The organism is Streptococcus mitis bv. 2 str. SK95, assembly GCF_000222705.1.
GTDB classification, from domain to species: domain Bacteria; phylum Bacillota; class Bacilli; order Lactobacillales; family Streptococcaceae; genus Streptococcus; species Streptococcus mitis_AY.
The window spans coordinates 113082-130978 of the sequence record NZ_AFUB01000011.1 but is presented as its reverse complement, the minus strand read 5'-3'; the positions used below and the strand labels follow the sequence as shown (position 1 = coordinate 130978).

At 40.4% G+C, this 17897-nt stretch carries 17 protein-coding genes and 1 pseudogene; 6 read left to right on the top strand and 12 right to left on the bottom strand.

Features of this window, described 5'->3' with window-relative positions; translation table 11 throughout:
* Nucleotides 1-113 precede the first annotated feature (113 nt).
* The 4 genes from HMPREF9965_RS04375 to HMPREF9965_RS04360 are packed head-to-tail and all read left to right on the top strand — an operon-like array spanning nt 114 to nt 4635.
* Entirely contained in the window at nt 114-887 is a 774-nt protein-coding gene (locus tag HMPREF9965_RS04375; RefSeq protein ID WP_000379714.1) for an ABC transporter ATP-binding protein, read from the top strand.
* Nucleotides 877-2931, top strand: coding sequence for an FtsX-like permease family protein (locus HMPREF9965_RS04370; protein WP_000491815.1), 2055 nt, complete (start codon nt 877-879; stop codon nt 2929-2931). The genes HMPREF9965_RS04375 and HMPREF9965_RS04370 overlap by 11 nt, the downstream gene beginning before the upstream one ends.
* A 32-nt stretch (nt 2932-2963) precedes the next feature.
* Entirely contained in the window at nt 2964-3647 is a 684-nt protein-coding gene (locus HMPREF9965_RS04365; RefSeq protein ID WP_000680572.1) for a response regulator transcription factor, read from the top strand.
* Nucleotides 3637-4635, top strand: coding sequence for a sensor histidine kinase (locus HMPREF9965_RS04360; protein WP_000682245.1), 999 nt, complete (start codon nt 3637-3639; stop codon nt 4633-4635). Before HMPREF9965_RS04365 ends, HMPREF9965_RS04360 begins: the two co-directional genes overlap by 11 nt.
* Before the next feature lie 82 nt (nt 4636-4717).
* Here the strand turns inward: HMPREF9965_RS04360 and ffh are convergent, their stop codons facing one another.
* The 5 genes from ffh to HMPREF9965_RS04340 form a co-directional block, all read right to left on the bottom strand.
* Nucleotides 4718-6289, bottom strand: a complete 1572-nt coding sequence (gene ffh / locus HMPREF9965_RS04355; RefSeq protein ID WP_000863607.1) for a signal recognition particle protein — start codon at nt 6287-6289, stop codon at nt 4718-4720.
* Between the two features lie 17 nt (nt 6290-6306).
* On the bottom strand, nt 6307-6522 hold the full coding sequence (locus HMPREF9965_RS13310; protein WP_000535217.1) for a hypothetical protein: 216 nt from the start codon (nt 6520-6522) through the stop codon (nt 6307-6309).
* Between the two features lie 2 nt (nt 6523-6524).
* Nucleotides 6525-6857 (bottom strand): putative DNA-binding protein, encoded by a 333-nt coding sequence (locus tag HMPREF9965_RS04350; RefSeq protein WP_000402061.1) that lies wholly within the window; start codon nt 6855-6857, stop codon nt 6525-6527.
* Nucleotides 6858-7000: 143 nt separating this feature from the next.
* Entirely contained in the window at nt 7001-8197 is a 1197-nt protein-coding gene (gene tuf, locus HMPREF9965_RS04345) for an elongation factor Tu (protein ID WP_001040719.1), read from the bottom strand.
* 257 nt (nt 8198-8454) lie between these two features.
* Complete coding sequence (locus HMPREF9965_RS04340) at nt 8455-9552, bottom strand: AI-2E family transporter (protein WP_000489831.1); 1098 nt, start codon at nt 9550-9552, stop codon at nt 8455-8457.
* Nucleotides 9553-9656: 104 nt separating this feature from the next.
* Between HMPREF9965_RS04340 and pbp3 the strand changes: the two genes are divergently transcribed.
* Nucleotides 9657-10901, top strand: a complete 1245-nt coding sequence (gene pbp3, locus HMPREF9965_RS04335) for a D-alanyl-D-alanine carboxypeptidase PBP3 (protein ID WP_000720643.1) — start codon at nt 9657-9659, stop codon at nt 10899-10901.
* 41 nt (nt 10902-10942) lie between these two features.
* Here pbp3 and sdbB read toward each other — a convergent pair whose 3' ends face one another.
* Nucleotides 10943-11488 (bottom strand): thiol-disulfide oxidoreductase-associated lipoprotein SdbB, encoded by a 546-nt coding sequence (gene sdbB, locus HMPREF9965_RS04330; RefSeq protein ID WP_000755638.1) that lies wholly within the window; start codon nt 11486-11488, stop codon nt 10943-10945.
* A gap of 12 nt (nt 11489-11500) precedes the next feature.
* Entirely contained in the window at nt 11501-12208 is a 708-nt protein-coding gene (ccdA2, locus tag HMPREF9965_RS04325) for a thiol-disulfide oxidoreductase-associated membrane protein CcdA2 (RefSeq protein ID WP_004243101.1), read from the bottom strand.
* Between the two features lie 220 nt (nt 12209-12428).
* Here ccdA2 and HMPREF9965_RS04320 point away from each other — a divergent pair.
* Nucleotides 12429-12662, top strand: a pseudogene (locus HMPREF9965_RS04320) (IS5/IS1182 family transposase); the annotation flags it as partial.
* Between the two features lie 365 nt (nt 12663-13027).
* On the opposite strand, the gene HMPREF9965_RS04315 reads toward HMPREF9965_RS04320, so the two are convergent.
* The 5 genes from HMPREF9965_RS04315 to msrB form a co-directional block, all read right to left on the bottom strand.
* Nucleotides 13028-13555, bottom strand: a complete 528-nt coding sequence (locus HMPREF9965_RS04315) for an AAA family ATPase (protein ID WP_000426563.1) — start codon at nt 13553-13555, stop codon at nt 13028-13030.
* Between the two features lie 55 nt (nt 13556-13610).
* A complete protein-coding gene (locus tag HMPREF9965_RS04310) occupies nt 13611-14174 on the bottom strand; it encodes a TIGR01440 family protein (protein WP_000659504.1) in 564 nt (187 codons plus the stop codon).
* 109 nt (nt 14175-14283) lie between these two features.
* Nucleotides 14284-15975: a cache domain-containing sensor histidine kinase gene (locus tag HMPREF9965_RS04305; RefSeq protein WP_000831083.1), complete on the bottom strand. Its 1692-nt coding sequence runs from the start codon at nt 15973-15975 to the stop codon at nt 14284-14286.
* Nucleotides 15972-16709 (bottom strand): response regulator transcription factor, encoded by a 738-nt coding sequence (locus HMPREF9965_RS04300; RefSeq protein WP_000222613.1) that lies wholly within the window; start codon nt 16707-16709, stop codon nt 15972-15974. Before HMPREF9965_RS04300 ends, HMPREF9965_RS04305 begins: the two co-directional genes overlap by 4 nt.
* 70 nt (nt 16710-16779) lie before the next feature.
* Complete coding sequence (gene msrB / locus HMPREF9965_RS04295; RefSeq protein ID WP_000998587.1) at nt 16780-17892, bottom strand: peptide-methionine (R)-S-oxide reductase MsrB; 1113 nt, start codon at nt 17890-17892, stop codon at nt 16780-16782.
* Nucleotides 17893-17897: the final 5 nt, after the last annotated feature.

Here is a 17897-nt window from a genome sequence, read left to right as displayed (position 1 = left end):
TAAAGTAATCTGACTATAAATGCCAGCGATAAAGATTTCTTACATCATCCGTAAGTGTTATTCTACTCTGATTCATATTATAATGAAAGTAACAAAAGATGGAGGTGTTTCACATGGACACAATTTTACGAGTAGAATCATTAAAAAAGCATTATGGAAAAGAACCGAATATCACCAAGGCCTTGAACGGCATATCTTTTCAAGTTGTAAAAGGCGAGTTCCTAGGGATTATGGGAAGTAGTGGATCTGGGAAAACAACCCTTCTTAACTGTCTCGCCACTATCATCAAGCCAACTGACGGTTCCATTCAAATGCAAGAAAAGGATTTAGGTCAGTTAAAAGGTAGTCAGTTAGCTGATTATCGTGGTAAGGAAATTGGCTACCTCTTTCAGAATTTTGAGCTTTTGGACAATCTGACAGCCAAAGAAAATATTTTACTTCCCTTGTCTTTGCACAAGGTCAATGCTAACGAAAGCAAGGTTCGGTTAGAATTGCTTTCCCAATATCTGGATATTTCTGAACTTCTGGATAAGTTCCCATCTCAATTATCGGGTGGTCAACGTCAAAGGGTAGCTGCTGCGCGTGCCTTGATTTTAGACCCTAAGATTGTATTTGCGGACGAGCCCACAGGAGCTTTGGATTCAAAAAATGCGACCATTTTGATGCAAAAATTATCCGAAATGAATCAAGTGGAAGAAACCACCATTCTCATGGTAACCCACGATTCAGTTGCAGCCAGCTTTTGCAACCGCATCTTGTTTATCCAAGACGGAAAACTATTCCATGAAATCCGTCGCGATTATCCAAGAGAAAGTCAAGAAGACTTCTACCACAGAATACTAAAGGTCATGGCTGCACTGGCTGGAGGTGATGGCAATGTTTTCTAAATTAGTTTCAAGAAATAGCAAGAGAGATCGAAAGAATAATGGTTTGTACTTCAGTTCCATGGTTCTTTCTATCATCTCCTTTTACATCATCCTTTCTTTATCTCATCAAGATGTGATGCTCTTTCTAAAACAAATAGAAAGTGACGCTGTAAATAAACTCTTTAGCATGATTCCCATTTTTTACGTAGCAACGCTCTTTATTCTCTTTTTTCTAGTCTACTTCGCAAGCAGTATGCAGATGGAAAGGAGAAAACATGAATTTGGTGTGTATCTAACGCTAGGCATGCGAAGAAGCAAACTGTTCTTGCTACTTCTGCTCGAGGATTTGAGAAACAGTGTCCTTGCCCTTGGAATAGGCCTTCCTATTTCCATCTTAATTTCAGAACTGATCAGCCTAATAACCGCTAAAATTGTGGGACTAGGTATTATTGAGCATCAATTTTCTCTTTCTACTACAGCTCTATTCTATACAGTCATCGGCTTTCTGGCCGTAAAATTAGCTGTTTTTGTTCTTTTAAGTGCAAAAACAGCCAATAAGGAAATCGGAAACCTGCTTGCCTATTCACCCTCTGGAATGAAGAAACTACTCCCCAAGAGTGTGTACCTTCTTGCTTCCGTCCTCGGAATTTTGCTTCTAGGAACAGCCTATTACATGGGTATGAGTGGACGAGCTTGGGAGAGTGTCATCACCATGGGCATCACTGTTTTCTTGGGTACTCTGGGAACTATCCTCCTCTTCTTTGGTATGCGTTTATTTATAGACTTTTTGGTTAAGCTTAGAAGCAATCGAAAACTTCATGCCTATAATTTTAGACAGATTCAGGAATTAGTTATCCAGCGCTCAACTATACTGGCTATCTGCTCCCTCTTAATCTTTTCTGCCTTGTGCCTCTTTGGAGCAGGTGTGGCCATTGCAAGTGGCAATTCAGGCAACCAAACCCACGTTTTGGATTATACATTTAGAGATAGCAAGCAGGAAACAGATGAAAATCTTGATGTAAATACAGTAAAAAAAGAGCTTGAAGCTGCTGGACTAGCATCACAGTTTTCAAAGATTCTGCAAATTAAAGTGGGCATGCCTAAAGAACACGAGTCCGTGTCCTTCGAAGAGGTCATCAAGGAGTTGAAAAAGCAAAAAGACAGCAAGAACAAGGAAATTTTGCTCCATAAATTTAAACAGTCTACTACTTCCCACCTCATGCCTGTTTCCGAATACAACGAACTCAGAAAGACTGCCAATCTCCCTCCTCTAGAATTAACTAGTAAGGAAGCCTATTTGTATATGGGGAAAGATTTTCTGCCAGATGAGAGTCTTGTCAACTCTGTTCTGAAGACAAAGCCTCAAATCAAAGTCATGGGAAATGATGTAAAATTGATTGGAGAGGTGGAGTCTTTGCCAATCGTAACGGATCGTGAAATAACCCTCTCTGTTGCCCTAATAGTCCCAGATGAGGCCTTTATGAACTATACAGACGGTCGCTATTCGAACTATGTCAGCGGCATCTTGGCTCCTGAGCTGGTCAAGGAAAAAGGCCTGATGAGAGCTATCTCCGATACCAATGAAAAGCTAAATCGAACCTCTCTTGGCTATGAAAGCTATATACAAAATATGGGAAGACAATTATTTTACATTATCTCTGCCAGCTATATCACCATCTATCTGGCTATCATCTTCCTTGTTGTGGCAAATACAATCATTGGAGTTCAGTTTTTGATGGGACAAAGACAATCCTATAGACGATACCAGACCTTAATCCATCTCGGTGCCAACTACGAAACTCTTTGTAAATCGTCAGAAAAGCAAGTCAACTGGTATTTCGGTCTACCAATAGCCATTGCACTTATCAGTAGTAGCTTCGGTGTGGGCTCCCTCCTCACAGGAATAGTACCAGCCAGTGCAAGAATGGTCATGGGGCAAAAATTTATCACAGCCATGCTGACAGTACTGCTCTTAGCAGGCTTTGAAGTCATCTATATCAGAATTGTAAAGAAAAATAGCAATAAGTACTTGTTGTCCTTAATGGAACCCAAAAGAGATGAATAAGGTTGAATAAAATAGGAAAAGGAGGAACCGATATGAAGCATATTCTGGTTATTGAAGATGAAGACTTGATTCGAGATGAAATTGTCATCTTGTTAGAGAAAGCGGGTTATCAAGTTGATAAGTTGACTGACTTCAAAGATACAAGCCAGCAAGTACTGCAATACGATACGGATTTAATCATACTGGATTTGAATTTGCCAGGAGAAACAGGTTTTCAAATTTGTAAAAATCTCAAGTCCAAACGCTCTGTGCCCATATTGGTTCTCACCTCCCGTGAACAACTAAAAGATGAGATCTACGCCCTGAAATTAGGGGCAGATGAATATCTAACAAAACCTTTCAAGAAAGAAAGATTCTTGGCTCGCATAGAAAACATCTTGAAACGCTATGAAGGCAGACAAAATTTGCTTGAAAAAGATAATTTTCTGCTAGATAGAAATACCTATACCCTTTATATCAACGGACATTCGATTTTACTCCCCCAAAATCAAGGGAAATTGTTAGAAACCTTATTAGTGGCAACTGATTCTGTCGTCACAAAAGAAGAACTAAGCATGAAACTGTGGAATACAACTGAGTTCATCGATGAAAATGCCCTACAAGTAAATATTGCAAGACTGAAAAAGGTGATGAAACAGGCCGGCATTGCCCTTCAAGTCAAATCCGTCAGAGGTATTGGTTACAAGCTAGAAGAGGTAAGTCCAGATGAAACATAATCTAAAATATCTAGCTACTTATCTGCCTTGGTTACTTGTTCTCTTATCATTTGATCTATTTACAGCTGTCCTGCTTTGGCTTTCAGATGTGAGAATGTTTCAAGCCCTCATCCTTCTCTATATTTTAGCCACCGTCCTGCTCTTTTTCATCCTATCATTCCTACTGATAAGAAAAGAAAGAAAAAAATCCGCTGCCTATAAAGCCTTCATAGCCAATCCCAAGACGGATACTGAGCTTGAATTATTGCAATTATCAAGTGCCTCAGAGAAAGAAAGCATTGAAAAAATGGCAGATACACTTTATCAAAAGCAGGCTGAAATAGGAAAACTTAACTCATTACTATCCGAATACGAGGACTATGTTGAAAAATGGGCACATGAGATTAAACTCCCTCTATCGCTTCTTTCCCTCCTTTTGGACAATCAAAGTGACCAGCTGCCGAAGGATACAGCTTTTAAGTTGGACTATGTGAAGAATCAAATCCAAGGAAATGTATCGCAGATCCTATTCTACTACAGGGTAAAAAGTGAGAAAAATGATTTTCTATTTGAAGACCTTGACCTAGAAGAATGTATCCAAGATCTATTGGAAAATTTTGATCCCTTGCTCAAAGAAAAAGATTTTACGATTCAGCAAGAAAATATACAAGGAACCTGCTACACCGATCAACGCAGTTTTGAATTTATCCTCTCTCAAATCCTCGCCAACGCCCTTAAATATAGCTCTGACAAGCCCAAACTCAGCATTTCTATGTCAAAAGACAAGGGACGTACAAGTCTGATTATTAGGGATAATGGTTGCGGAGTTAAAGCTTGTGACCTCCCTCATATCTTTGAAAAAGGCTTTACAGGTGATTCAGGAGAGACAAGGAAAAAATCAACAGGCATGGGCCTCTATCTGGTCAAACAATTAGCAGATACTTTAAAAATCGACATCACAGTAAAATCCGAATGGATGCAAGGATTTGAAATCACTCTTTCTATTTAATCAATTTTTCGATTAAGAAAATTGCCTAATCATAGAAAGTACATATTTTATATAAAAAAGGAAAGCACTTCTGCTTCCCTTTTTATTTGCGTTTTTTCTTAGCTTTTTTCATCTTGTTGGCCATACGTTTCATAGACTGTTTCATGGCAAATTCACCGATTTTACCTTTAAGTCCGCCACCAAACATCTGGCTCATATCTGGCATTCCAGCTCCTCCAAGAGCTGACATATCTGGCATGCCACCTTGTCCCATCATTCCTTCAAGGGCAGACATATCCATCCCGCCCATATTTGGCATATTTTTAGGGAGGTTATTTGGATTGATGCCCATTTGTTTCATCATCTTGTTCATATCACCAGACATGACTCCTTGCATGAGCTGTTTGGCCTGATTAAAGTCCTTGATGAATTTATTGACTTCGACAAAGGTATTTCCAGAACCTGCAGCGATACGACGGCGACGACTTGGATTTAACAAATCAGGATTTTCACGTTCTTCAGGTGTCATGGAAGACACGATAGCACGTTTACGAGCAATCTGACGCTCATCTACCTTCATGTTTTGAAGGGCTGGATTGTTAGCCATACCTGGAATCATCTTGAGCAAGTCTTCCATTGGCCCCATGTTTTGCACCTGATCCAACTGATCGATGAAATCATTGAAATCAAAGGTGTTTTCACGCATCTTCTCAGCCATTTCAAGGGCTTTTTGCTCATCGTATTCCTGAGAAGCTTTCTCAATAAGAGTAAGCATATCCCCCATGCCAAGGATACGACTAGACATACGATCTGGGTGGAAGGTTTCAATATCCGTGATCTTTTCACCCGTACCAGTGAACTTGATAGGTTTACCAGTGATATGGCGAACGGACAAAGCAGCACCACCACGAGTATCTCCATCAATCTTGGTAAGGATAACCCCAGTCACTTCCAACTGAGCATTAAACTCACGGGCAACATTAGCCGCTTCCTGACCAATCATGGCATCAACTACGAGCAGAATTTCGTTTGGTTGAGCCAATGCTTTTACGTCACGAAGCTCATTCATCAAGAGTTCGTCAATCTGCAAACGCCCTGCGGTATCAATCAAGACATAGTCGTTGTGATTGGCTTGCGCTTGGTCCAAACCTTGACGAACAATCTCAACCGCTGGAACTTCTGTTCCTAGAGCGAAAACAGGCACATCTATCTGCTGTCCAAGTGTTTTCAACTGATCAATGGCAGCTGGACGATAGATATCCGCCGCAATCATCAATGGACGGGCATTTTCTTCCTTCTTGAGTTTGTTGGCTAGCTTACCAGCAAAGGTCGTTTTACCAGCCCCTTGCAAACCGACCATCATAATGATTGTCGGAATCTTAGGTGACTTAATAATTTCTGCCGTATCAGAACCTAAAACAGCTGTCAGTTCCTCGTCAACGATTTTGATAATCTGTTGCGCAGGATTAAGGGTATCAATGACCTCGTGTCCGACTGCACGTTCACGAACTTTCTTGATAAAGTCTTTTACAACAGGCAAGGCAACGTCGGCTTCAAGCAAGGCCAAACGAATCTCTTTGGTTGCTTCCTGGACATCAGCCTCAGAAATTTTTCCTTTTTTACGTAGATTTTTAAAGACGTTCTGCAAACGTTCTGTTAAACTTTCAAATGCCATTTTTTTCTCCTATTTACTCAATTCAGTGGAAATCGTCCGAAATGTTGCAAACACTCAAGTTCTTCGGGTGTGATTTCTTTCATGATTTCATTTGGATATCCCCAACAGCTAAAACCTATTTTCATAGCTTTGGAGATATCATTGGGCGAGATAATCTGTAGTCGAGTAGGAAATGGTTCCTCTGCGGCTAATAGTTTGCAAGGTAATCCTTGATAAATAACTAGACTGCCCATGATTACTCCCGATTGTCAATACTTGTTAAAATTTCTATCTGCTCCTGCAGAAAATCATCCTTGGGATACTGCTCCAAGATCTGGTCAAAAATCTGACTGCGGACAATGTAGTCTGAGTACATGTGTAATTTCATCTCATAGTCTTCCAAAATCTTTTCTGTCCGCTTGATGTTGTCATAAACTGCTTGACGACTGACACCGAACTCCTCAGCAATCTCAGCAAGACTATAGTCATCTGCATAATAAAGCTCAATATAGTTCATTTGCTTGTCCGTCAAAAGCGCAGCATAAAATTCAAAAAGTGCATTCATGCGATTGGTTTTTTCAATTTCCATAACTTTTATTATACCAAAAAATCTATCATATCGCTATACTAGAAAGCCTTCTAAAATAATTCCATCACAAAAAAAGAACCTTGCAAAGCAAGATTCTTTTAGTGTCTGACTTAAATAATTGTTCTTCTGGGAACTAAATCGAATTAAGCTTCGATTTCTGTAACCATACCTGAACCAACAGTACGTCCACCCTCACGGATAGAGAATGTAGTACCTTGTTCTACGGCGATTGGGTGGATCAACTCAACATCGATAGTCACGTTATCACCAGGCATTACCATTTCAGTACCTGCTGGAAGTTCGATTGAACCTGTAACGTCAGTAGTACGGAAGTAGAATTGTGGACGGTAGTTGTTGAAGAATGGAGTGTGACGTCCACCTTCTTCTTTAGTAAGGATGTAAACTTCACCTTTGAATTTAGTGTGTGGGTTGATTGAACCTGGTTTAGCGATAACTTGTCCACGTTCGATTTCGTCACGTTGAACACCACGAAGAAGGACACCTACGTTGTCTCCAGCAAGACCTTCGTCAAGTTGTTTACGGAACATTTCAACACCAGTAACAACTGCTTTTTGAGTTTCTTCTTTGATACCAACGATTTCGATTTCGTCGTTAACACGAACAGTACCACGGTCGATACGTCCTGAAGCAACTGTACCACGTCCAGTGATTGAGAATACGTCTTCGACTGGAAGAAGCAATGGTTTGTCTGTGTCACGTTCTGGTTCTGGGATGTACTCATCAACAGTGTTCATCAATTCCATGATGATGTCTTCGTACTTAGAGTCACCTTCAAGAGCTTTAAGAGCTGAACCTTGGATAACTGGAAGATCGTCACCTGGGAAGTCGTATTCTGACAAGAGGTCACGGATTTCCATTTCAACCAATTCAAGCAATTCTTCGTCGTCTACCAAGTCGATTTTGTTCATGAAGACGATAAGGTGTTTAACACCAACCTGACGTGAAAGAAGGATGTGCTCACGAGTTTGTGGCATTGGTCCGTCAGTTGAAGCTACTACAAGGATAGCTCCGTCCATTTGAGCGGCACCAGTGATCATGTTTTTAACGTAGTCCGCGTGTCCTGGAGCGTCGATGTGGGCATAGTGACGTTTTTCAGTTTCGTACTCAACGTGCGCAGTGTTGATAGTGATACCGCGTTCGCGTTCTTCTGGAGCAGCATCGATAGACGCATAGTCTTTAGGTTGGTTAACTGCTGAAGGCAAGCGACGTGCCAAAACAGTTGTGATAGCTGCAGTTAGGGTAGTTTTACCGTGGTCAACGTGTCCGATAGTACCAATGTTAACGTGTGGTTTACTACGATCGTATTTTTCTTTTGCCATTTGAGTAAAAGCCTCCAATAAAATATATTTTATAGATAGACAGTAGGCAATACAGTCTAACTTTCCTTACTATTTTATCAAATTTCAGCTAAATTGCAAGTGTTTTACACACATTTTGTGAATTCTTCTAAATCTCATAATTTCCCATTCTTTTCCTTCTCCAACAGAATCATTTAAAGCACTTCTGACCAGTCTAACCTCAAGTCTTTTTATCAAAAAAAATCAGGTCTCCCTGATTTTTAGATTGATTCTGATTTTTATTGTTCTTTTTCTTTGGCTTCTTTATGATTTTCATATAATTTCGCCAAGAACTTAGTAATTTCTTTTAGGATAGAATATGTTGGTACTGCTACAATCATTCCGATAACACCATAAATATTGCTAGAAAGTAAGAGAAGGACCAGAATGGTGATTGGATGAACTTTCATAACCCCTCCGACGATACGAGGGTAGAGGATATTCCCGTCCACCTGTTGAATAATCAGCATATAAATTACTGCAATGAGAACTCTGTGCGGATCAGTAAAGACATTGGCAATAATCATAGGAATCAGACCGATACTTGGACCAACATAGGGAATCAGATTTGCCAAACCAGAAAAAATGGCAAAGACTAGAGCATATTTTAAACCAATCGTACTGTATCCAATATAAGCTAAACATCCGATAATAACAGCATCAATCGCAATCCCACTGATATAACGTGCGATAGTGGCGTTCAAATTCTTCAATAGACTGGAGAAGTTTAATTTATCATGTTTTAGGACTGTTCGTTCCAACATTGGAAGAAACTTATGACCATCAAGTAAGAAATAAATCAAAAAGACTGGTGTCATAATGAGAATCAAAACAGTACTAAACAAAGCTGAAAGAACGCTGCCTAAACTATTGCTCACACTATTGAGAATGTTTTGCAAAATATCAACGTAAGATAAATTCAACTGTTGAATGGTTTTTTGAATATCAATATTTTGGAAGACTGGATTCATGGACAAATCAATGATCAAATCTTGTAGTCTACTATAGATGTTTTGACTAGAAATAATCAAGCTTGTCAACTGATTGATCAAAATCGGTAGCAAGTAGACTACCCCTACTACTATTGTACCAATCAAGGCACAAAGAGTGATGAGCACACCTATCAAACGATTGACTTTACATTTCTTTTCTAGAAATGTTACGATGGGATTTGTCAGGTAATAGAAAAATCCTCCGAGCAAAAATGGAATCATAATGGTATTAGCTACCATCACAAAAGGTGTGACAATCGCTCCCATCTCTCTCCAAAGGTAGAAAATAAGAGTTAATAGTAAAATTTCAGCTGTCCAAAAAAATAACTTGTTTCTACGGAACATAGGCGCCTCCTTCTTTCTATTTTACCATAATTCTTCAAAAAGATAAGATGGATTTACTATAAAAACGAGAATATTTTTTCGCTTTGTGATAGAATAAAACTACTATGAAGAAAATAATTTTATCCTTACTAACTCTTATCATTTTTGGCACAGCCATTCCTACTGTATCTGCGCAAGATTTTGATGTTGCTGCCAAGCATGCCATTGCTGTTGAAGCAAACACTGGGAAAATTCTCTACGAAAAAGATGCTACTCAAGCTGTTGAAATTGCCTCTATCACCAAGATTCTCACTGTCTACCTAGTCTATGAAGCCTTGGAACAAGGTACAATTAGCCTATCTACCCCAGTTGATATCTCTGACTATCCATACCAACTCACAACCAATTCTGAGGCGAGTAATGTCCCTATGGAAGCGCGCAAGTATACAGTGGAACAATTATTGGAAGCAACTCTAGTATCAAGTGCCAATAGTGCAGCCATTGCTCTTGCTGAAAAAATTGCTGGTTCAGAGAAAGACTTCGTTGACAAGATGAGGGCGAAACTTCTTGAATGGGGTATCAAAGATGCTACTATTGTCAATACTACTGGACTTAATAACGAAACACTTGGAAATAATATCTATCCTGGTTCTAAAAAGTATGAGGAAAACAAACTAAGCGCTTACGATGTTGCAATCATCGCTCGAAACCTCATCAGAGATTACCCTCAAGTTTTAGAAATCACCAAGAAATCTTCATCAACATTTGCTGGTATGGAAATTCACTCTACTAACTATATGTTGGAAGGGATGCCAGCATATCGAGGTGGTGTTGATGGGCTCAAAACTGGTACAACAGACAAGGCGGGAGCTTCTTTCGTTGGAACAACTACCGAAAAAGGTATGCGAATCATCACAGTTGTCTTAAATGCTGACCAGCAAAACAGTAATCCTTACGCTCGCTTTACTGCTACTTCTTCTCTTTTGGACTATATAACATCTAATTATGCTCTCAAAACAATTGTCCAAAAGGGAGAGGCCTACAAAGATAGCAAAGTTTCTGTACTTGATGGGAAGGAAGATACCGTAACTGCTGTTGCTAAATCTGATATCACTGTCATACAACGATTGGGAAGTCGAGCATCATCAAGCCTGCAGTTCACTCCAAAAACCAAGGCCGAGACAGCGCCACTAGAAGCTGAAACTGTTGTTGGCCATCTAACCTATGATGACCAAGATTTGGTGGGTCAAGGCTACCTCACTTCAGAAAAACCATCTTTTGAAATGGTCTCTGAAAAGAAAATTGAAAAAGCCTTCTTCTTAAAAGTTTGGTGGAATCAATTCATCCGTTTTATCAATGAAAAACTATAAAAAAAATCGCGATTCTTCGCGATTTTTTCATATTCTTTAATTTATTTCATCTCTTTAAAAGCTGCTTCAGCATCTGCATTGCTAATAGCACCAAATTGGATTTTTCCGATTTTTCCTTGACTATCAATCAGGTATTCTGTTGGAATACTACGAATTTGGTAGGCTTGGAAGGTAGTTGCTTGCGTATCATATAGAACTGGAATATCCTTGTAGCCTTGTTCTTGGTACCATTTTGGAAAGTCTTGAACTGTTTTTTCACCTTGTAGACCTGGTGCAATGACACTCAAGATTTCAAAGTCTCGATCTTGTTTTGCGGCTAATTCCATCAACTCGGGCATACTCTTTCGACAAGGTCCACACCAAGAGGCCCAGAATTTCAAATAGACTTTTTTCCCTTTATAGTCTGATAACTTGACTTCTTTACCATCCATGGACTGCAAGGTGAAGTCTGGCGCATCCTTTCCTACTGCGATTTGTTGTACAGCAGGCTGTTTGGGACTTTCTGATTGTTTGGTTTCTTTTTCGCCACAGGCAATCAACAAAAATAAAGACATGAGGCTCAATCCCGTAAAAATAACTTTTTTCATCTTTTTCTCCTTTTATCCAAGAATTCCTGACAAGGCATTTAACTGCCCTAACATTAATAATAATCCCATCAAAACAATCAAAGCTCCCCCGATTTTCTTTAGTAGAATCATATGGGGTTTTAATTTACTAAAGTAGGGCATGATCCAGCCCGAAGCTAAGGCCAAAACAATGAAAGGAAGAGCCATTCCCAATGTGTACACTAAGGTTAGTAAGGCTCCTTGCCAAGCACCATTCCCTCCGGAAGCTGCAAGAGCCAAGACCGAACTTAAAACCGGTCCGATACAAGGGGTCCAACCAAAACTAAAGGTTATCCCAAGCAAAAAGGCTGACAGATAATGATTTGACTTTGATTGTTTGAAAGTGACTGTCTTTTGAACTTCCAGTTTATTGAAATGTAAGATTTCCATCTGGTGAAGCCCTAAAAGAATAATGACTATTCCCATAGCATAACGAAACCAGTCTGCATAGAGCATGTGCCCTAGGAATCCAGCTCCAAATCCCAAAATAAAGAAAATAAGAGAGATTCCAGCAATAAAGCACAAGGTCCGAATTAAGCCCGACCATGCAACCTCTCTTCCGAAAAATCGAAAGCTTTTCGAATTCCCCTGATCATCCAGTAAAATACCAGCATAGACAGGTAGCAAAGGGAAGATACAGGGTGAAAAGAAGGACAGGATGCCTGCTAAAAAAACGGATACTAGAAATATAATCGACTCCAACGAATTACCTACTTTCACAAAATTCTAATCTTATTTTACTACAAAAGAAAAAATTTGTAAGAAGTCTGCTACGCTTATTTATTTTGACTAAATTTGACACAAAAAAAGGAGCTAAGCTCCTTTCAGATTGAAAACAAGGTCCTTAGACTACAAATTTCTAAGGGCTTTTCTTTGTGTAAAGTCGTATAATAGAGGTAAGAAAAGTTGTGAGGTGTTCCCTATGTTTCACAAAGAAAATCTCGAATATAACCGCAATCAAGTTGGTTTTTACACGCTAGATGAACTCGTTCCGCAAGCCCATTTTCTTCGTCAGGTTGAGCAAGTGATCGATTTTTCCTTCATCTATGACTTAGTCGCAGATACTTATTCTGAAGATAAAGGTCGTCCTAGTTTAGACCCTGTTATGCTGGTTAAAATCCCTCTCATCCAATGTTTCTACGGTATCCGTTCCATGCTCTTGGTAGCTTTCCACTTGTGCCAGCAAGTTTGCCACTTCTGATAAATCTCTCGTTTTTAACTCTTTGATGGGCTGGATAAAAGTGTATCTCTCCCCCAAAGCCCTAAAATCAATCACTGTTTTTCTATGCATATCTTAAGTATAGCACAGAAAAGCCAACCTAGAACAGCTAAATCCAGCTTTGTTTACTGATTTCTATAACGAAAAATCTTCTCTAAGTTGCTTTTTCTACTTTTGGCAATTCTCCATCAGATAGCATCCCTTCTTCTTCTAAAAGATGGTCTTGTTTGGAGTACTTTGCACAAGAATTCAACAAAAAACAGGGAGAGTCTTGGTTTCTATACCCTTACTCTCCATGTCTTTTACTGTTCAGAAATTAAAAATTGATTTGAAGTTTTAATGATGTTTACCGTTTCCTTGACATCTAAATCATCTGTGAATAGAAAATGATGTTTCTCACTATTTTTAGCTAGAAACTCATTTCTTGCTTGGATTGATAAATCGCCTGTTCTCTCAATTTCTTTTCGAGAAGAATCCCTATCTTTCAAGGTTTCTTCTTGAGCCATTAGGACACAATATTTTAGCTTAATCCGTTTTTCTTTTAAGAAGGCTGCAATTTTCTTCAGTTGCTCTTCAAATATGACATACTCTATCACGACAGTAATGCCACGATCCAAGAAATTATTGGTCAGACTGATGATATTATCCCAGAATAAATCCATGAAAAATCCATCATCCTCCCAAGGAGCTACGAGACCTCCTTTAATCATTAAGTAAATCATATCCCCCTCTATCACTGCACTTTTGTCAAAAGAATAGGCCAACTCTTTGCTGACAGTGCTCTTTCCAACGCCTGGGGGACCTGAAACAATATAAACACAATTTTCCAACCTTTTACCTCTACATACTTGAAATATCTCTAACTTACGATAACTTTCAGCCCACTTATGACTTTCTTATGAAGTCTTCAGGATACTGTGCACGCGCACCCCCGATGAGTTTTGGACGACTAGCTAGAGCCGTTACATAGGCATGACCAATCTCACGCAAAACTGGTAGAATCGGAACCTGCACATGCTTGACATGCATGCCAATTGCGGTATCTCCGATATCCAATTCAGCATGAGCCTTAATGAACTCCACTTCAACAGGGTCCTGCATAAACTTGAAGGCCGCCAACTGACCCGAACCTCCCGCATGAAGAGTAGGTAGTACACTGACGATTTCCAGACCAAACTGCTCTGCCACCTGGCGTTCAACAACGAGGGCACGATTGACATGCTCACAACCTTGAACAGCTAGGTGAATTCCTTTTTCCTCTAGGATATCTAGGATGGTTTTCACAATGATTTCGCCAATTTCTTGGCTTGATTCCTTGCCTATATGGCCGCCTAAAACTTCACTAGAGGATAAACCTAGGACAAAGAGGCTTCCTTCAGGCAATCCAGCCTTCTCCAAAACATCTTCAACAATCTGGCTTGTTGCTCTTTGAATGTCTTTTTCCTTCATACTTGATACCTCTTTTGTCACTATCTATCATATCTTTTTTTACTGATTTTATCAAGGCCAACTAATCATTCTGATTTTTAATAGTAAAACTCCCAGAATTGACTGGGAGCTAACTTGTTTCTATTTTATTGATGTATATTTCAACCGTCGTCCCTTTTTCGGGTGCAGAATTGATCTTCATCTGGTAATTGTCTCCAAAATGAAGTTTTAGTCGTTGGTTGACATTTTGAAGGCCAACTCCCCCACGTTTGAGCTGACTTTGACTACTATCGTCAGGATTTTGGAAACCAACGCCATCATCCTCAATGCGGATGACAAGCCCTGTATCCTGTTTCTGAACAGAGACTTTAATATGGCCCTGACCTTCCTTCTCCTTGATGCCATGGTAAAGAGCATTTTCTACAAGAGGTTGCAACACCAACTTGGGTAAGACTAGGTTATCAAAAGCAGGTTCTTCATCAATCTCATACTCCAGCTTATCTCCGTAGCGTTGTTTCTGGATAAAGAGGTACTGGCGGACATGATTGATTTCATCAGAAAGAGAAATCAAATCCTTTCCTTGATTGAGCGCCAAGCGGAAATAGGTTGCCAAGGACTTGGTCACCTGAACCACTCGCTGACTATCCTGGAATTCAGCCATCCAGATGATAGTGTCCAAGGTGTTATAGAGAAAATGGGGGTTAATCTGGCTCGACAGTGCTTGAAGTTCATACTGCCGGGTCGTTTCTTCCTGTCTGCGAATAGCTGCCATCAGCTGATCAATCTGATCCAACATGTCATTAAACTGGCGAGTCACTTCTCTCAGTTCATAGGCACCAGCTTCCTTGGCACGAAGATTCTGATCACCAGAAGCAATTTTCAGCATGGTTTCTCTCAAATCCTTCAAAGGGGCAATCCATCGTTTGAGGCTGAACCACACCAAGCAGAGACAGGCAAATAGAGACGTGACACTTGCCCCAAACAAGGTCCACATGAGTTGACTCCGAACCTGGTCTAACTTCTCCAACGAAGACACGCCTATAACCGTCCAATCAGTCCCTGCAATCTGTTCCTGACTGACGTAGGATTGGTGATCCAGCGTATAGCCCTGCCCCGTCTCGATGTAGGGTTTCATGGCCTCCATTTCACTCGCTGAGCTATAGACAGTACGTTTAGGATGGTAGACAAATTCATGATTTTCATTGATGATAAAGGCAAAACCCTGCTGGCCCAACTGGAGTTTGTTGAGATAGGCTTCCAGAGTTTCATAGGAAATATCCAAGCGAAGCACACCAAGATTGGCTCCCTTTGCATCAACAAGTTCCTGAGTGACAGAAATAACCCATTGGCTATCCGATTTACGAGCCGGAGTCAAGACAGGTATGGCTCCCTGATGAATAGCCTTTTGGTACCAATCCTCAGTCATCATATCTGAGGAGGTTTTCATCTGCACACTGTCATCTGTGGAAATAACCTGACCAGATTTGGTGACCAGTACCACAGCTTTCAAGTCCTGGTCTGCCTTCAAGATGGTCAAAAACAGATTTCGGATTCCCTCGACCTTGTCTTGACTGGGATTCTCAGCATAGGCTAGGGCATCTGCCTGCTGGGTCAAACTGGTCGAGGTGGTTTCTAATTTTTTGATATAAGACTGAATAAAGTGGCTAGTCTGGCTGATGGTCGTTTGGCTATTACCCTCAATAGTGGCCTCAATGGCTGATGAACTAGATTGATAATAGAAAGTCCCAACCAGAGCTAGGAGAATGAGAAAGACCAGAAAGATTGAAATAACCATTCTGACTAGAAGAGAAGAACGCTTCATCGACCTTCTCCCTTCTTAAACTGACGAGGTGTCACACCTGCAATCTGTTTAAAACGTTGGGTAAAATAGTTCATATCTTCAAAACCAACCTTTTCGGCTATCTGGTAAATCTTTAAATCCGTGGTCAAAAGCAAGAGCTTGGCTTGTTTGACACGCTCTCTCACCAGATAATCCTGAAAAGGCAGACCCAACTCTTTCTTAATCAAGGAACTCAGATAGGTCGGGCTAAAGCCCAAATCACTGGCCAAAGACTTTAAACTAAATTGACTATCAGCCAGATGGGACTGAATCTTCTGAGCCAGATTTCCTTCAAACTTATCGGTCAGTAAATCTTGTAACTGCTCTTCTTTTTCTTCCTTGTCTAATTTTTGCTTGATTTTCCCCAACATCTCCTCAATATCCTGACGAGAAAAGGGCTTGAGCAGGTAGTCATCCACACCGAGTTTGACAGCAGATAAGGCATAATCAAAATCATCGTAGCCCGTCAAAAAGACCAAATGCACCTGAGGATAGGTTTCTCGGACCAGACTAGCCAACTGGATACCATTTAGCTGAGGCATGTTGATATCGGTTAAAATGATATCCGGCATCTGCTTTTGAATCAATTCCCAAGCCTGTCTTCCATTTTCAGCCTGACCGATGATTTCCATATCGTAGGCTGCTACATTGACCAGTTTGGTCAAGCCTTGTCTAACCAGATATTCATCTTCTACGATTAAGATTGTGTAGGTCATGCTCTGCTCCTTTGTCACTTACTAGTATCAGTATAGCAAAATTCTCCTCTAACTGCTTAGGAAAGCCCTCTTAATCAACATAATCTAGTAAATAGGTATAGCCTTTTTCTGCCATTTGGTCTTTGGGAATAAAGCGGATAGAGAGACTATTGATACAGTAGCGTAAGCCCCCCTTATCCTGTGGGCCGTCCGTAAAAACATGGCCAAGGTGAGAATCTCCAACTCTGCTCCGCACTTCCATGCGTGTCATGTTGTAGGACTTATCTTCCTTGTAGGTAGCGACATCTGGACTAATTGGTTGGGTGAAACTAGGCCATCCGCAACCAGACTCAAACTTATCCTTTGATGAAAAGAGAGGTTCGCCAGTGGCGACATCTACATAGATACCAGATTCAAATTTATCCCAGTAGCGGTTTGAAAAAGCTCGTTCTGTTTGATTTTTCTGGGTAACTGCATACTCCTCAGGTGACAAGGTCTTTTTCAATTCTTCATCGCTTGGTTTGGGATATTTGCTGGCATCGATGACGGGATAGGCAGCCTGATTGACATTGATATGACAGTAGCCATTTGGATTTTTCTTGAGGTAGTCTTGGTGATAATCCTCCGCCACCACAAAATTCTTCAAGGTCTCCTTTTCAACTGCCAGAGGTTGGTCGTATTTCTTAGCCACTTCATCAAAGACCTGATTGATTACTTCCAAATCCTTTTCATCTGTGTAATAAACACCTGTACGGTACTGGGTTCCCACATCATTTCCTTGTTTATTTTTGCTGGTTGGGTTGATAATGCGGAAGTAATGAAGTAGGATTTCCTTGAGGGAAATTTGGTTAGCATCATAGGTGACATGGACGGTTTCCGCATGTCCTGTTTGGTTAATCAATTCGTACTTGGTTGTTTCCCCTCTACCATTTGCATAGCCTGAAACGGCATCTGTCACTCCGGGAACGCGTGAGAAGTATTCCTCAACTCCCCAGAAACATCCCCCAGCAAGATAAATTTCGTGCAAGTCTGAGTTTTTACTGACTTCTGTTTTTTTCACTGTTTTTCCTCCTTGGCTAACTGACGCTTTCTCAATTTGCGACGTATCTGTCTGCCCTGCATTTCGCATCAATAGAAAATAGAAACCGGTTAGGGCTAGGAGAATGACCCCTGCCAAGACAAAAAGTTTTACTTTATCATTCATAGCCT

Coding starts and splice junctions, on each gene's coding strand:
- HMPREF9965_RS04375 (WP_000379714.1), top strand. CDS start 114: ATGGACACAATTTTACGAGTAGAATCATTAAAAAAGCATTATGGAAAA.
- HMPREF9965_RS04370 (WP_000491815.1), top strand. CDS start 877: ATGTTTTCTAAATTAGTTTCAAGAAATAGCAAGAGAGATCGAAAGAAT.
- HMPREF9965_RS04365 (WP_000680572.1), top strand. CDS start 2,964: ATGAAGCATATTCTGGTTATTGAAGATGAAGACTTGATTCGAGATGAA.
- HMPREF9965_RS04360 (WP_000682245.1), top strand. CDS start 3,637: ATGAAACATAATCTAAAATATCTAGCTACTTATCTGCCTTGGTTACTT.
- ffh (WP_000863607.1), bottom strand. CDS start 6,289: ATGGCATTTGAAAGTTTAACAGAACGTTTGCAGAACGTCTTTAAAAAT.
- HMPREF9965_RS13310 (WP_000535217.1), bottom strand. CDS start 6,522: ATGGGCAGTCTAGTTATTTATCAAGGATTACCTTGCAAACTATTAGCC.
- HMPREF9965_RS04350 (WP_000402061.1), bottom strand. CDS start 6,857: ATGGAAATTGAAAAAACCAATCGCATGAATGCACTTTTTGAATTTTAT.
- tuf (WP_001040719.1), bottom strand. CDS start 8,197: ATGGCAAAAGAAAAATACGATCGTAGTAAACCACACGTTAACATTGGT.
- HMPREF9965_RS04340 (WP_000489831.1), bottom strand. CDS start 9,552: ATGTTCCGTAGAAACAAGTTATTTTTTTGGACAGCTGAAATTTTACTA.
- pbp3 (WP_000720643.1), top strand. CDS start 9,657: ATGAAGAAAATAATTTTATCCTTACTAACTCTTATCATTTTTGGCACA.
- sdbB (WP_000755638.1), bottom strand. CDS start 11,488: ATGAAAAAAGTTATTTTTACGGGATTGAGCCTCATGTCTTTATTTTTG.
- HMPREF9965_RS04310 (WP_000659504.1), bottom strand. CDS start 14,174: ATGAAGGAAAAAGACATTCAAAGAGCAACAAGCCAGATTGTTGAAGAT.
- HMPREF9965_RS04305 (WP_000831083.1), bottom strand. CDS start 15,975: ATGAAGCGTTCTTCTCTTCTAGTCAGAATGGTTATTTCAATCTTTCTG.
- HMPREF9965_RS04300 (WP_000222613.1), bottom strand. CDS start 16,709: ATGACCTACACAATCTTAATCGTAGAAGATGAATATCTGGTTAGACAA.
- msrB (WP_000998587.1), bottom strand. CDS start 17,892: ATGAATGATAAAGTAAAACTTTTTGTCTTGGCAGGGGTCATTCTCCTA.